Annotated in this window: 13 protein-coding genes; 9 read left to right on the top strand and 4 right to left on the bottom strand. The window is 33.3% G+C overall.

Going from position 1 to position 14,939, the window contains the following annotated elements:
- From HX049_RS16305 to HX049_RS16285, 5 genes are all read left to right on the top strand, one after another.
- On the top strand, window positions 1-888 hold an 888-nt coding region (locus HX049_RS16305; protein ID WP_286417203.1), incomplete at its 5' end, for an OmpA family protein.
- A gap of 242 nt (window positions 889-1,130) precedes the next feature.
- Window positions 1,131-1,448 carry a hypothetical protein gene (locus HX049_RS16300; protein WP_286417200.1) on the top strand — a complete coding sequence of 106 codons (318 nt, stop codon included), beginning with the start codon at window positions 1,131-1,133 and terminating at the stop codon, window positions 1,446-1,448.
- 358 nt (window positions 1,449-1,806) lie between these two features.
- The gene (locus HX049_RS16295) at window positions 1,807-2,691 is read left to right on the top strand and encodes a hypothetical protein (protein ID WP_286417198.1); all 885 of its coding nucleotides are present in this window, start codon (window positions 1,807-1,809) and stop codon (window positions 2,689-2,691) included.
- A 741-nt stretch (window positions 2,692-3,432) separates the two neighbouring features.
- On the top strand, window positions 3,433-5,487 hold the full coding sequence (locus tag HX049_RS16290; RefSeq protein WP_286417195.1) for a sensor histidine kinase: 2,055 nt from the start codon (window positions 3,433-3,435) through the stop codon (window positions 5,485-5,487).
- Between the two features lie 6 nt (window positions 5,488-5,493).
- Window positions 5,494-6,483, top strand: coding sequence for a hypothetical protein (locus HX049_RS16285; RefSeq protein ID WP_286417194.1), 990 nt, complete (start codon window positions 5,494-5,496; stop codon window positions 6,481-6,483).
- 232 nt (window positions 6,484-6,715) lie between these two features.
- On the opposite strand, the gene HX049_RS16280 is transcribed toward HX049_RS16285, so the two are convergent.
- The 3 genes from HX049_RS16280 to HX049_RS16270 are packed head-to-tail and all read right to left on the bottom strand — an operon-like array spanning window position 6,716 to window position 8,485.
- Complete coding sequence (locus HX049_RS16280) at window positions 6,716-6,907, bottom strand: cold-shock protein (RefSeq protein WP_039329918.1); 192 nt, start codon at window positions 6,905-6,907, stop codon at window positions 6,716-6,718.
- Between the two features lie 12 nt (window positions 6,908-6,919).
- Entirely contained in the window at window positions 6,920-7,348 is a 429-nt protein-coding gene (locus HX049_RS16275; RefSeq protein WP_286417191.1) for a cold-shock protein, read from the bottom strand.
- A 24-nt stretch (window positions 7,349-7,372) separates the two neighbouring features.
- Entirely contained in the window at window positions 7,373-8,485 is a 1,113-nt protein-coding gene (locus HX049_RS16270) for a DEAD/DEAH box helicase (protein WP_286417189.1), read from the bottom strand.
- 502 nt (window positions 8,486-8,987) lie between these two features.
- On the opposite strand from HX049_RS16270, the gene HX049_RS16265 reads away from it, so the two are divergent.
- The 3 genes from HX049_RS16265 to rfbB all read left to right on the top strand — a co-directional run bounded on the left by HX049_RS16265 (window position 8,988) and on the right by rfbB (window position 13,173).
- Complete coding sequence (locus HX049_RS16265; protein WP_286417186.1) at window positions 8,988-10,016, top strand: hypothetical protein; 1,029 nt, start codon at window positions 8,988-8,990, stop codon at window positions 10,014-10,016.
- A gap of 418 nt (window positions 10,017-10,434) precedes the next feature.
- On the top strand, window positions 10,435-11,832 hold the full coding sequence (locus tag HX049_RS16260; RefSeq protein WP_286417185.1) for a UDP-glucose 6-dehydrogenase: 1,398 nt from the start codon (window positions 10,435-10,437) through the stop codon (window positions 11,830-11,832).
- A 291-nt stretch (window positions 11,833-12,123) separates the two neighbouring features.
- Window positions 12,124-13,173 carry a dTDP-glucose 4,6-dehydratase gene (gene rfbB, locus HX049_RS16255; RefSeq protein WP_286417183.1) on the top strand — a complete coding sequence of 350 codons (1,050 nt, stop codon included), beginning with the start codon at window positions 12,124-12,126 and terminating at the stop codon, window positions 13,171-13,173.
- A gap of 49 nt (window positions 13,174-13,222) precedes the next feature.
- Here rfbB and rfbA read toward each other — a convergent pair whose 3' ends face one another.
- A complete protein-coding gene (rfbA, locus tag HX049_RS16250) occupies window positions 13,223-14,080 on the bottom strand; it encodes a glucose-1-phosphate thymidylyltransferase RfbA (RefSeq protein ID WP_286417181.1) in 858 nt (285 codons plus the stop codon).
- A 502-nt stretch (window positions 14,081-14,582) separates the two neighbouring features.
- On the opposite strand from rfbA, the gene HX049_RS16245 reads away from it, so the two are divergent.
- The gene (locus HX049_RS16245) at window positions 14,583-14,846 is read left to right on the top strand and encodes a hypothetical protein (protein WP_286417178.1); all 264 of its coding nucleotides are present in this window, start codon (window positions 14,583-14,585) and stop codon (window positions 14,844-14,846) included.
- Window positions 14,847-14,939 lie beyond the last annotated feature (93 nt).

Here is a 14,939-nt window from a genome sequence, read left to right as displayed (position 1 = left end):
TTGTTTTTTGCATCAGATGGTCATCCTGGATTAGGAGGATTAGATATGTTTGTGGCTAAGATTAATGTAGATGGAAGTATTGGTCAGGTTGCCAATATGGGAACGCCAATTAACAGTCCATTTGACGATTTTGGTTTGTATATCGATAGTAAGTCACATAAAGGATTTGTAAGTTCTAATAGACCAGGGGCTAGTGGCGGAGATGATATCTATTTCTTTAAAGAAAAACCTTGTAAGCAAGCCCTTGAAGGAATAGTGTATGACAAGTTGACTAAAGAGCCGTTAGTTAATGCTAGAGTGATTTTATCAGATGCTCTTTATCAGCATACAGATACAATTATCACCGATGCAAAAGGATATTATCTTTCTAATTTATTAGATTGTGGAGGGAAATACCGTATTAAAGCTGAGAAACAGGAGTATAATACAGTAGAGGTTGTATTTATCGTAGAACGTCAGCAAGGAGTAAAACGAGTAGATATCGGATTAGAGAAGACTTTAGAACCTGTGACAGTGAACGATGATTTATTTAAGAAACTTAAACTAAATCCTATTTACTTCGACTTTGACAAATCTAATATTCGCCCAGATGCAGCAGCAGAGCTAATCAAAGTAGTAGAGGTATTAAAAGAATACCCAACCATGAAGATAGATGTTCGCTCACATACTGACAGTAGAGGAAATGATAACTACAATCTTAAGTTATCTAATCGCAGAGCAAAGTCTACAGTAGAGTGGATGGTGAATCAAGGCATTGAGAGAAGTAGAATTACAGGACAAGGATATGGAGAGACACAGCTACAGAATAAATGTAGTAATGGAGTACCATGCAGCGTAGAGGAACATCAGTTAAATAGACGTAGCGAGTTTATCGTTATAGAGCTTTAAGTTAGCTCTTGTCTGTTATAACTATTATTAATAATAATGTTCAACAACAAAACATTTTTTTTTTCGACCGATCCCCACTGTTGGATCTAAAACAACAGTATTAGCCTAAAAAGCTCCCTGAAAAGGGGGCTTTTTTAGTTCATGAGGTTCTTTAGTTTAAGTAGTATTGTAAAAAATCACTCAAGTGATGGGGCAACATTGTTATTGTTCTTGTAAGTTTGTGTCATAAAAGAAGTATTTGTATGGAAATAGTATTGTGGATTGTAGTCAGTCTTGTATTTTTAGGGAGCCTAGTGATGTTTATTCCCTCTTTGATGTCGTTGGCTTCACCAAGACCAAAAGAACTAAAAGGAATGTATTATTGGAACAATATTGTTTCTAAATCATTCTGTGTACTTGTGATGCTATATCCTTTAGTATTTTTGATTGCAGTATTATTTTATTTTTTTCTTCAGTCTCCTGTTCTTTCTTGGTTAGGGAGTTATGCTATTTTGTTGATTCTTCTTTTTACTATTTGGAATGGACTAGATAAGAAGGTGAATGGAGGAAATAAAAATTAGTGAAGCTAATTTAGACCTAAAATCAACATTAGTTAAATACTATTAATAATTTTATTCTATAATTATTTCAGTGGTCTTAAAACCCTACAACAGTTTGTGTATCACCAATACAGACTTATCTTGTATAGGGATAAATATTCACATAGAATTAAAATAAATAGAGTAAGAGCGAAAATGATTATACTTTTAAATAACTATTATGTTTAAAAGTTATTTATTTAAGAAAATGGTTTAGTTTTGTTAATATATTAATCGTCTTTATTACTAGTGAATTGATAAGACAGATAGAAAAGAAGACGAGTAAATCACAAAAATACGACATAAAACAATTTGTTAATTTTATTGTTTTATTATCATTATGAATAAAAACCTACAGCAATATATAACTTTAGATCAGTCATACTTCTTTGATATAGATGAAGTATACTGTGGATCAGAAATTATAGTTCAACGTTTAGTTAATTATGATCTTTACCAAAAAATCCATTCAGAAGAGTGTAAAAACTATACCCAACAGGAATTGTGTGAGTGTTATGATAAGGCAATCCAGAAAGAACAAGTAGTTTTAGATAAAGGAGGATACATTATAGATAATAGTTTTTTTTACGGAGAGTTTTGTGTTGGGGACTTAGGCTTGTTAGATGGGGAATGTAAACTCAGAAGTAAAGTAAATAAGAGTATATTTGATTTGACCTTTATCAAAGGAGTAGCAGTGAAAGGATGTGTAAAGGAACAAGAAGTAGTGATTTCAAGATTTTATTTAGAGGACAGAATCTTTACTGTAGAAGGATTTAAGTTGGGCAGATTAGTAACTAAACAAGTTGTCCATTTTGATTTAGAGATAGATAAAAATACTATTTTTTATAGTTATTATGAGGATGAATCTATTGAGAGTATAGAAAATAATATTAACCAAACACATAAAGTGTATTATCACAATGGACATATACAGAGGATAAAAGATATCTTAAATGAGCGTACACAGTTTTTCAATAATAAAGGAGTGCTAACAGAAGAGTTTTTTGTCGAGAAAGGATATAGATGCTCTTTAACTTATCAAGATGGTGTATTGACAGATAAGACATGCATTGGAGAAGAGGATGAATACTTTTATTTTTACAAAGAAGGTAAACTTGACTTCTATGAAGTATTAGACAAGGCTACAGATACCACTAGTGTCTATAAAAGCAACGGAGAATTAGTACAACAAGATAGCTTAATCCAGTTAGGTTTTACATCATAATAATGTGTATTAGACGTTTGAAAATCTAAATAAATAGTAAAAGGGGTATTCTTAATACACAAAAAGAGCTTTAACCGTTAGATTAAAGCTCTTTTTGTGTTTTTAAAACATTCGTTATAAGTGTTTTATATAAGTGTTGTTTTTTTTGAAAAAAAAATGCGCTCAATTGCTTGTATTTACTGGAAAAGTAGTAATATTGCACTGTTATCAAAATCTGTTATTTGATGACTCGCTCCTTAGTCAGGCTTCCAATTCTGATTAAGGAGCATTTTTTTTATATACCCTATCTTGGTTTGTGAAATTATAATATAAGTGTCTGTTAATGAGTTTTCTATTGTTTTATCAGCTATTTTATGTCAGTTTTTATAAAAAATAGCATAAAAACATTGTGTATTTACTCAAAAGGTAGTAATATTGCACCGTTATCAAAATCTGTTATTTGATAACTCGCTCCCTAGTCAGGCTTCCAATTCTGATTAGGGAGTATTTTTATATATATACTTCATTGTAAGTATTCTTGTTTTCTAAAGTTTATCACATTTTTTATTGTATTTTTTAAAAAGCGAGTCTAATCAGTTAGAAAGGCTTGGAGTATGTTAGAGTGCAACTTTCTAAGAATTAGTGTTATAATATGATGTCTCTAATTAGTTAATTTTATAGAATGTAAGTTTGCATTATGTGAATAATGGTAGAATTTTAAATTTCATTGTTTACATTTGTGATGTATTGATACAAACTGATATGAAAAAACTTCGCCAAATTAATTTTCTATTTGTTGTACTTGCATTGTTATTAGTGAATTGTAATCGGTCTAAGATATTAGAAGGAACAGATTATGATCAGTTATATGCTGTGTGGTATAGTAACGATTACAAGGATAGCTTAGCTGAAACTTTGAAGCCTAGTGTAAAGAAGGCTTTAAGCTTAAAAAATAGTGCCGATAATCGTGTTTTTATAGATAGTGTCCTGAATCAACTTAGGTGGACACGTGATTCTATTTCTTTTCATAAACTTAGTGGAAGAGCCATAAGATACGCTAAAGATAAATCTGATCAATATGCTTTAGCTAATGTCTATAATAATATTGGAATGTATTATCATGATTTGGGAATTATGGATAGTACTTATTATTATTATATTAAAGCAGAAAATGTCTATAAGGTATTAGGGGATTCTATGAAAATAGGTGAAATGGAGTTTTATCAGGCTCGATTGCTGTTTGAAAAAGGTTTGGTGATGGAAAGTGAAGTTAAGGTGGCTAATGCCTTGCGTATCCTTGAGAGGTATCCTCTTAATCCAATACCCTTTGAAGCAAATCAGCTGATGGCTTTGTGTTTACTTGAACGCCAAGATTATTTAGCAGCTAAGAATTACTTGCTTACTGCTTTGGCCATGATGAAAAAGGAACTTAATAAGAATAAAATACTAGATCGTGGTAAACTGTCAGATGCTCTAATGATGCTGTATTATAATTTGTCTGAAGTGGCTTATTTCAGAAAAGATTATAAGGAAGCGTCTGATTATGCATCACTAGGGGGAGTGTATAAGTGGGCAGAAACAACACCAATTATCTTAAGTTTTTTGGAAGTTAATGTTGTCAAATCTGATCTTATGCTTGCAGTAAAACACAATAAACAAATTGGAAGTAAAGAGAGGAAACAGATCGCTATAATCGAAGATACTTATACCCGTTCATTAGAAATTAGCAATTATTTTGCAGCAAATGAAATGGCTATGAGCGCGGCAGAATTGTATATTACTATCCATGATAGTGTAAAAGCTTTTGAATGGGCGGAAAAATCTTATCAACTATCAAAAGAAAGAGATATAAAGGTGGCTCAGCGTACAGCATTAGAGTTTTTGCTATCACATCAAGAATACGAGAATAAAAACCAAGTAAAGCAAATTATTGAGCTTAATAAGGCTTTAGAAGAACAAGACTATACAACTCGTAACCGTTTCGCTAGAATAGCGTATGAAACAGAGAGGGTGGAAACCGAAAATAATGAACTTAGAAATGCGGTTTTGTTGGTTGTAGTAACTAGTCTAATTATTATTTTAGGACTTTCTGCTGGAGTATTTATTTACAGACTGAGAAATAAAAATAGAGAATTAAACTTTATAACAGAACAAAAAGAAGCGAATGAAAGTATTTATCAATTGATTTTAGAGAAAAGTACAATTGCTACTGAAGTGAAACAATCAATTACAAATAGAATTGCTAAAGACCTTCACGATGGAATAGTAAATGGTATTTTTACAATTCGTTTTAATCTTCAACAGTTACAAACAGAAAATGAAAGTCTAAAGAATACTTTGATTACTGAATTAGAAAATTTAGAGAAATCAACCAGAGGGCTGTCACACTCGTTGATAAATAATGAATTGTTTAGCGAAACTAAATTTATAAGTTTGATAGAAGATCTAACATCACTTCAAAAAAATCAATGGGATACTATATTTAATTTAGAATGTAGTGATTCTGACTATTTAGAAGAGCTAACTGCTATGGAGAGAGTCCATACTTATTTTATTATTAGAGAGGCTATTCACAATGTTAATAAATATTCAAAAGCTTCACTTTGTACCGTAAGCTTTAAAGGGGGTAAAGAAGGAATAACTGTTCGGATAAAGGATAATGGAATTGGTTTTGATATGAAGGCTCCTAGAGGAGGAATAGGTATTCAGAATATGAAAGAAAGAGCAGTAGCATTAGGCTCAGAACTCCATGTGTTTACTAAAATAAATATAGGTACGGAAGTAATTTTTAAAGTAAAACAAACTAAACATAGATAGGTCACCATGATAATAGAACCTCAATTTATAAAGTATTTTCCTAAGTACGATCAAGTATTTGAAGGAGATCTTTCACAGTGCAGCAAACATTTTTTACCGATTTGTTCTATTAATTTAAAATGTATATACCCAGATCAAGACCAATGGTTACACTTTGTCTCTGTAAAAGAGATTTATGATGGATGCGTAGGACAAGAAACAAAGACGTATCATTCAGAGTATTGTAAGGAAGATATGATAGGCTTTGATGTAGTGGGAGATAAGTATCGTTTTACAGGAGATTGGGGGTATTTTATCTACGAAAAGATGATTAAAGAGGGGACTACTTCTCAAAATCAAGAAATGGTAGCAAAATACAGGACTAATAGAGCTAATATGCAGACATCAGAGGCCTTAGAAGAGTGGTTAGTACAGTTTGAATCAACCACGTCGCCTGATTATAGAAATAAACTAAAGAGTAAACATGCTTATTTTACTGCATTTGATTCTGATCAAGGACTTGTGGAGAGTCTTTTAGATCGTTTTGAAAAGGAAGCTAATGAATCGGATCATGATAGTGTTATAGGAGCGTATAAGCTAAATACGAAGACTTATGAGCTTGCTAAAGCGTATTATCACAAGCACAATAAGATCTATCCGATGACAATAGGTAACTACTCGACCAAGATTGAAACTATGGAAAGTCTAGAAAAAGGAGTAGAGGATAACCTAGAGTACATTCAATACCCTGAGATAGCAGGTATATTAGACGATATTCAGTTTCAGAGCAAGCAGGATAAAGATTGTTTAAAGGAATGTGAGATTACCTTTGAGGAAGCAATGCGATTTGAAGATTCTACTAATCTTACAAATTTGCCTTATGATACAAAGGGGAATATCTTTACCTATATAGGACGTTTTACAGGATATTTATTCCAGCAGTATGGAGCAGATAGTGTATATCTATTTTATAATAAAGAACTTAAAAAAGCAGTTATTTGTTTAGAGTACACATAGCGCTTTGTTTAATTAAAAATTAATGAGTTAACCATAACAGATTGTAGATGTGCAATAACAGGTGTCAATCAGGATATAAGGGTAGGGATCTACACATATGTGTGAAAATATATGATTTGTGATGGATATATACAACCAATACAAAAAAGGCTAAACAAAATATTTTGTTTAGCCTTTTTTAGTTTATCTAATAAGTAGGAACATTAAAATATTCGTACCTATTAAAAAAGAATTAAGCTCTTCTTACGTTAACAGCGTTTAATCCTTTTTTACCTTTTTCAACTTCATAAACTACTGCATCGTTCTCACGAATTCTCTCGTTTAAACCAGTTGTGTGTACGAAAATGTCTTGTCCTCCATCATTTGGAGTAATGAAACCGAAACCTTTAGTTTCGTTGAAGAATTTTACTGTTCCTTCTTGCATAATATTAAGTATTTAAATTTTATTTACTTCAACGGCACTTAGGCCTCTTGGAGTTCTTTCTTTTTTGAAGGTAACTTTATCACCTTGCTGTAATGGCTGATTAGACTGACTACTGTGTACAAAGATGTTTTCTTTTGAATCATCTTCAGTTATAAACCCGAAACCTTTACTGCTAAAATAAGTCACTATTCCAGTGCATTCAGTATCTGGAGCAGAAGCTGCCGCTAAGCGCTCTTCAAGTTCCCTTTTAGCTGCTTCGATGTCTTGCTCTTCTGGCGGAACGTCTGTTAGATTACCATTGTAGTCTACATAAACCAACATATCTTCAAGGTCTTTCCCCTTGTTGTTGTTTATTTTACGATCCTCTCTCTTTAATGCTTTCTCTTGTCTTTTCTGTGCTTTCTTTTTATTTTTCTCTTTTTTCGAAAAAGAATCAGCCATATTTATTGCGTTTTTAAGTTAATATTAAATTTCTTGTTTTACCTGCATTTTGATACCTGTAAATCGCTGAATATCCTTCAGCTCTTTTCGTTGTTCAGGTGTACAAAAACACATGGCAACCCCTTGTATTCCAGCTCGTCCAGTACGACCGATACGATGAACGTAAGTCTCTGGTTTATCTGGTATATCATAGTTGATCACAAAGGGAAGTTTGCTTATATCTATTCCTCTTGCAGCAATATCTGTTGCAATAAGGATATTGATTTTCTTATTTTTAAAATCATCTAATGCTTTAACACGAGCACTTTGAGATTTATTTCCATGGATAGCCATGGCCACCATATTGACCTTTTGAAGGTATTTAACTAGGTTATTAGCCTCGTATTTCGTTCTTGTAAATACAAGAGTAGACTCCGTATTCTCCTTTAAGATAGTGTGTAATAACGCTTTCTTATCTTTCTTCTCTGTATAATACACTTGCTGTTTGATAGTTGTTGCTGTGATTACTTGTGCAGCTACTTCTATTTTTACAGGTTTGTAGACCATCGTTCTAGCGAATTGCTCTATTTCTTTAGGCATTGTAGCTGAGAAGAACAGAGATTGTCTTTTAGTAGGAACAAATTTAAGAATTTTTTTAAGATCGTGTATAAATCCCATATCAAGCATCTGATCAGCCTCATCTAGTACTAATATCTCTAGATTAGAAAGCTTTACTATTTTCTGATTGATTAGATCCAATAGTCGACCAGGAGTAGCCACGATAATTTCGGGATGTTGTTTTAAGGCTCTTACTTGAGGAGGAAGAGGTACACCACCGAATAAAGTTACTGTTTTAAGAGCAAGCTCAATACTATAGTTTAAAAAACTATCTTTTACCTGTATTGCTAATTCTCTTGTAGGAACTAAAATTAAGGCTCTTATACCTTTTGTCGATTTAGGAGTAGAGTGCAGTTTTTGTAAAATAGGAATAGCAAAAGCAGCAGTTTTACCTGTACCTGTTTGAGCAGTACCGATTACATCTTTTCCTTCCAAAATAGGAGGGATTGCTTTTTGTTGTATTTCAGTAGCTGTAGAATAACCTATTTTAGTTAATGCTGTTTGTATCTCTTGTGTTAATGCTAAATCTTTAAAGTTCATTTATTATTGCCTGTACTTATTCTTTTATCTTTATATGCTTTAAAACTATTGGGGTCTTAAAGTCTTTTGGTATTATCTATCCTAGTGAACTTGTTTTTCTATTATGCATCAGAAACTCATATTTCGTAGGTAAGTGGTCTTTTGTTTTTGCAATAAAGCTTCTAAGAGCATAAGCAGGGAAACATCTTTTACTTTCTATTGAAATTGTAAAAGAATCAAGAGTTAAATAAAGTAAAGACCAAGGAAGTAAAATTAAACGAGGTTTTTTAAAACTATTTAATTTTAGAATAACTAAGGCAGAAATCTATTAACTAATAATACAGGTACAAAGGTATAACTAATAATCGAATAATGAAGTATTTATTTCGAATAAGAGAAATAACAATTCAAATAAGATGTTAGTTTAAGAATGAAAATACGCTTTTTAGTAAAAAGGCGTTAGCAATATTGAGGAAGAATAGTAAATTTGGAAGAACATATAGAATCAGTAGAAATCACTTGAATGAAAACAATATCTTGGTTAACAATAGTACAGCAGCATAACGACTTAGTAAGACGATGGTTTATTTGTTGTTGTGTATTGATGAGCTCTTTGGTATGGGGGCAGCAAGTAGATGAAGATCAGGTGAGTGTAGTGAAACTTTGGCGTGACCTCAATGGAGAGAATAGCCTGTATATAAAAGTAGGTGCGACCTGTAATAACTACGATAGCAAGGGGATTTTTGCTAAAAATGGATACGAATCTATTATCTCTATAGAGCTGGTTAACGAAGAGAATAAAGTAAGTGTAAAGTACGGAGAACGCCTTGCGGATAACCAAATGCTGATGTTTTATGACGAGGGAATTTGGTTTGAAGAACACGACGATATTCAGGCGGTTTTTATTCCTGTTTTTTACTGTAGGCCCTATTTTGGTAGTCAAATGCCCCTTACTTATATCGTTCTTTACAATGGAAAACGCTATATGTACCACTTCGATTATTATTGTCAATCGGATATATTAGGAACCTGTTCACTTCCTTATAGCAAAAGTAAGGTACAAAAAAGAGTATCAGATTTACCCAAAGAACTAGCCAAAAAGTTTGCAAACTATTTGACTAAAGTATACACGCAGAGAGAAGATCTATTTCCGAATCACCTTATCTTTAGAACAGAAAAATACAGTAATACTTACAGGCCATATGATCTAGCTACGGCTTATCACGCATCATATCCTTATGTGTTATTAGATAAGGTCAACGGGTATCTTGAAGAGAAGAAATATTCTTTAGCTACAACGTATCTAAATGAATTTGAATATATCTATGTAAGAGAAGAACTTACTGTAAATGTAGCAGGCTTTTACCTTCAAGATAGAACCATTAGCCAAAAAGCAACAAATTACCGCTCTAGAGTGCATACAGAAAGAGAAAAACTATTAGAGCAAGCTAAGTTCTTAACCCGTAGAAATCAATATCAAGAAGCTTACCTAATTTATAAAGTGATATTAGAAGAAGAAAGCGACTTTTCCCTTCAAGGAATTAAGAATTAGGAATTTTGTTTGCTACAGCATATATACAAGTTCGTGCGGATTTGTAATTAGTGCGGTTATTATACGCCTGACAACCTATATCTATTTGGTACTAGAGGCAACATCTTGCATCAAATCCATACCACACATAAAATTTATAAATAAAAAATACCTGTTGTCAATAGCAGGTAAATAACTAACTTTACCCTATAGTATATTCTTTTTTAAAACAAGAATACCATAGATAAGATCAAACCCAGATTATGCAGTAGACATATAAACGAAAAGTAATGATACCCGATAGGTCTACATTAGTGTTTTTAGCATACCATAATATGGTTATATTACTAATGAAAGAGCGAAGAAGTAGAATTACTTTGTAGTATTTGGCTAATGTGTAATTAAATGATAAAGTATTAATTTACTTTCTTTAGCATATATGAAAAACATACAAAAGATTTGTTGCGTAGGGGCAGGATACGTAGGAGGACCTACCATGGCAGTTATAGCACAAAAAAATCCACATATCAAAATTACAGTAGTTGATTTAAATCAAGCACGTATCAAAGCGTGGAATGATGAAGATTTGAGCAAATTACCTATTTATGAACCAGGTTTAGATGCAGTAGTAGCAGAAGCTCGTGGGCGAAATCTGTTTTTTGATACCAATGTAGAGAAAGCCATAGATGAAGCTGACATGATTTTTATCTCTGTGAATACCCCAACTAAAACCTATGGTAAAGGAAAAGGAATGGCAGCTGATTTAAAGTATATTGAATTATGTGCAAGACAAATTGCTCAAGTAGCCAAGACAGACAAAATAGTTGTAGAAAAGTCTACACTTCCTGTGCGTACAGCACAAGCAATTAAGCGAATCCTTGATCAAACAGGTAATGGAGTAGAGTTTGAAATACTCTCTAATCCTGAGTTTTTAGCAGAAGGTACAGCTATTGAGGACCTAATGAATCCTGATCGCGTATTGATCGGTGGAGCAGAAACTCCGAGAGGAAGAGAAGCTATCGAAGCGTTAGCGTCTATTTATGAAGCATGGGTACCTCAAGAGCGTATTTTGCGTACCAATGTATGGTCATCAGAGCTTTCTAAATTAACTGCCAATGCCTTTTTAGCACAACGCGTGTCTTCTATCAATGCGATTTCAGAACTATGTGAAGTATCGGGAGCAGATGTAGCCGAAGTATCTAGAGCCATTGGTACAGATAGCCGTATTGGCAATAAGTTCTTAAAAGCTTCTGTAGGTTTTGGAGGATCTTGTTTTCAGAAAGATATTTTGAATTTAGTGTATATCGCTAAGTCTTATGGTTTAGAGGCAGTAGCAGACTATTGGGAACAAGTAATCATTATGAATGACCACCAAAAGCGTCGTTTTGCAGAGAATATCGTGACAACTTTATTCAATACAGTTAACGATAAGAAAATAGCTTTCTTAGGTTGGGCATTCAAGAAAGACACTAATGATACTAGAGAATCAGCCGCTATTTATGTAGCTAATGAGTTAATCGAAGAAGAAGCACAGATTCATGTATATGACCCTAAAGTAACAGAACAACAGATGTTATCTGATTTAGATTACTTAGCCACTCGTGAATTAGAAACAAATAAAAAACACCTTATAGTACATACAGAACCCTATACTGCCCTAGAAGGAGCACATGGTATCGCAGTACTGACAGAATGGGATGAGTTCAAGATGTACGATTGGCAACGCATCTATGATAATATGCAAAAACCAGCTTTTATATTCGATGGGCGTAATATATTAGACCGTCAAACGTTAGAAGATATAGGATTTGAAGTATATACAATTGGAAGGGGATAGTTTTTCCCTTCGGGGAATTAGGAATTACCGAATTTTTGCCTAGGGTAGTAGGTATGTACATCATGCCCAACCCGTTCGCGCGGATTTGTAAATCGTACGGTTATTATACGCCCGACAACGTGTATTTGTTTAACAGCAGAGACACAAATAGTTTGCGTGTCAGAGTTAATGTTTTATAGAACATGGTACGGGTTACAATCCGTGCCACACATATTTACAATGCATTTATATCTTGTAGACAATATATAAAGTTCAGTATCTTCGTACAGAGTAAATAAAAAAACAAGGAGCATGAATAAAATACTTATTACGGGAGGCGCAGGGTTTATAGGATCACATGTAGTAAGGCTTTTCGTACAGAAATATCCAGGCTATCAGATCTATAACTTAGATGCGCTGACTTATGCAGGTAACCTAGAGAATTTAAGAGATATAGAAGCTGCTCCTAACTACCATTTTATAAGAGAAGACATAACCAATCAAGAAGCGATAGAACAGCTTTTTAAAAAGGAGCGATTCAGTGCAGTGATTCATTTAGCAGCAGAGTCTCATGTGGATCGTTCTATTACAGATCCGCTTGCTTTTGTACGCACAAATGTCTTAGGCACAGTCAATTTATTACAAGCATTTAAATCCTTATGGCAAGGCAATTGGGAAGGGAAGCGCTTTTACCATATCAGTACAGACGAAGTCTATGGCGCACTAGGCGAAGTAGGTTTGTTTACCGAAACGACATCTTATGACCCTAATTCACCTTATTCAGCCTCTAAGGCAAGTTCAGATCACTTTGTACGTGCCTATGGAGAGACCTACGGAATGCCTTATGTTGTAAGTAATTGTTCTAATAACTATGGGCCTAATCACTTCCCAGAGAAGTTAATTCCACTTTGTATTTACAATATCATCAATAAGGAACCTCTACCTATTTATGGAGACGGGAAGTACACCCGTGATTGGCTATATGTCTTAGATCACGCCAGAGCCATAGATGATGTATTTCATAAAGGAAAGAATGCAGAGACCTATAATATCGGTGGATTTAATGAGTGGCAAAATATAGACTTGGTTAAAGAGCTGTGTAAGCAGATGGATGTAGTTTTAGGTCGTACAGCAGGGGAGAGTGAACGATTAATCACTTTTGTAACAGATAGACCAGGACATGATCTAAGGTATGCTATAGATGCAACCAAGATTAATAAAGAGCTCGGATGGAGTCCATCAGTAACCTTTCCAGAAGGATTGGCTAAGACCATTGATTGGTATATGAATAATCAAGAGTGGTTAGAGAATGTAACCAGTGGAGCATATCAAGAGTATTATCATCGGCAGTATAAAAAGTAAGTAAAAAAGGCCTTGTACTATTTAGCAGTATAAGGCCTTTAATACATTGTTATTCTATTGTCATTAGATATTCTCCATACCCACTTTTACACAGTGGTTTAGCGATATGGTGTAATTGTTTTTTTGTGATATACCCCATGCGATAAGCGACCTCTTCGATAGCCCCGATTTTCAGTCCCTGGCGCTCTTCGATGACTTGGACGAATTGACCTGCTTTCATCAGAGAAGCAAAAGTGCCTGTATCTAGCCAAGCCGTACCTCTGTCTAGTATCCCCACCTTTAATTTGCCTTGTCTTAAATACTCTTTATTGATGTCTGTAATCTCGTATTCCCCTCTTTTAGAAGGCTGAATAGTCTTGGCGATATTCACTACATCATTGTCATAAAAGTATAACCCAGGCACTACAAAGTTAGATTTAGGTTCTAAAGGTTTCTCTTCTATAGAGAGAACATTTTTATGTTGATCAAACTCCACCACACCATAGCGTTGAGGATCCGTTACAGAATAGGCAAATATAGTCGGTTCTGCTTTTTTTACGCACGCTTGTAGCAGTTTAGACATTCCACTGCCGTAGAAGATATTATCTCCTAATATCAGCGCTACATGATCCTTGCCTATAAATTCCTCTCCGATAATAAAAGCCTGTGCTAATCCATTGGGTTCTTCTTGTATGGCATAAGTAAAAGAACAACCGATTTGGCTACCATCTCCTAATAGTTTTTGGAAGTTAGGCAGATCAGTAGGAGTAGAGATAATCAGAATTTCGTTGATTCCCGCTAGCATTAACGTGGATAAAGGGTAGTAAATCATAGGCTTGTCATAGACAGGCATCAGTTGTTTACTAACAGCTAATGTAAGAGGGTGTAATCGTGTTCCCGATCCCCCAGCGAGAATAATTCCTTTCATCTTAAAATAATAAAGGGATAAAGTTAATGATTTTTTAAATCAAGATTACCTTATCAACAAGGTAAAGTTACTGTAGAGTTTGGAAAGTCTAAAGTCATTATTACAGTTATCGTTAAAAAGAATGTATTCCAAGATATTATTGAAATTACGGGGATGAAACTTTAACATTTTATGAGTTTAAACTACAACAGTAAATTTAATTATTGCTTTAAGTTTATAAATGAAATTTAGATGTGTCTATTTTATGATATAAAACTTGTACTAAGTGATTTAGAAATCTCTTTTTTGTAATTATTATAAGTAAAGCAGTCCTTCTTTGATGAAAGTGGTGATAATACTATAAAAGAACGTATTATAGAAATAGAATAATATAAAAGCGTTTTACAGGAGAAATTAAATTCTACTTAGAGTGAATATGTTTTTACATCTTAAATTAATAATTATTAATAACCATAACTAACTATGGAGTAGTTATTATAGTTAGTTATTAAATCTATACAGTATGAAAAAAATCTATTTTATGATGGGGTTAGTAACTCTTTCAACCATGGTGGTATCTTGCTCTAACGATGATAATTTACAACAAGATATAGAAGTAAAACAAAAAGAGAAACAAGCAGAGGCACAAGGAGTACTTACAATAAAAGATGAAACGGAAATTGAAACGAAAAGCTTTTCTAATGATAATATGAGTGATCGAGGTGATTTTGATTTAGATAAAGATAAAACAAAGAGAGAAGGAAAAGGAAAAGGAAAAGGAAAATAATAAGTGTATACCTTTTTAAGGTTATAGATTTTGCAGTATAATAAAGCGATTCATCTTTGGATCGCTTTATTATTTTGGTTATAAAAGAATCGT

Origin of the sequence: Myroides odoratimimus (assembly GCF_030326305.1) — a bacterium.
GTDB lineage: Bacteria > Bacteroidota > Bacteroidia > Flavobacteriales > Flavobacteriaceae > Flavobacterium > Flavobacterium odoratimimum_A.
This window is presented reverse-complemented; position numbering and strand designations above follow the sequence as displayed.

Bases quoted from the DNA above. Each gene is read 5' to 3' on its own strand.
- HX049_RS16300 (WP_286417200.1), top strand. From the start codon at position 1,131: ATGGAAATAGTATTGTGGATTGTAGTCAGTCTTGTATTTTTAGGGAGC.
- HX049_RS16295 (WP_286417198.1), top strand. From the start codon at position 1,807: ATGAATAAAAACCTACAGCAATATATAACTTTAGATCAGTCATACTTC.
- HX049_RS16290 (WP_286417195.1), top strand. From the start codon at position 3,433: ATGAAAAAACTTCGCCAAATTAATTTTCTATTTGTTGTACTTGCATTG.
- HX049_RS16285 (WP_286417194.1), top strand. From the start codon at position 5,494: ATGATAATAGAACCTCAATTTATAAAGTATTTTCCTAAGTACGATCAA.
- HX049_RS16280 (WP_039329918.1), bottom strand. From the start codon at position 6,907: ATGCAAGAAGGAACAGTAAAATTCTTCAACGAAACTAAAGGTTTCGGT.
- HX049_RS16275 (WP_286417191.1), bottom strand. From the start codon at position 7,348: ATGGCTGATTCTTTTTCGAAAAAAGAGAAAAATAAAAAGAAAGCACAG.
- HX049_RS16270 (WP_286417189.1), bottom strand. From the start codon at position 8,485: ATGAACTTTAAAGATTTAGCATTAACACAAGAGATACAAACAGCATTA.
- HX049_RS16265 (WP_286417186.1), top strand. From the start codon at position 8,988: ATGAAAACAATATCTTGGTTAACAATAGTACAGCAGCATAACGACTTA.
- HX049_RS16260 (WP_286417185.1), top strand. From the start codon at position 10,435: ATGAAAAACATACAAAAGATTTGTTGCGTAGGGGCAGGATACGTAGGA.
- rfbB (WP_286417183.1), top strand. From the start codon at position 12,124: ATGAATAAAATACTTATTACGGGAGGCGCAGGGTTTATAGGATCACAT.
- rfbA (WP_286417181.1), bottom strand. From the start codon at position 14,080: ATGAAAGGAATTATTCTCGCTGGGGGATCGGGAACACGATTACACCCT.
- HX049_RS16245 (WP_286417178.1), top strand. From the start codon at position 14,583: ATGAAAAAAATCTATTTTATGATGGGGTTAGTAACTCTTTCAACCATG.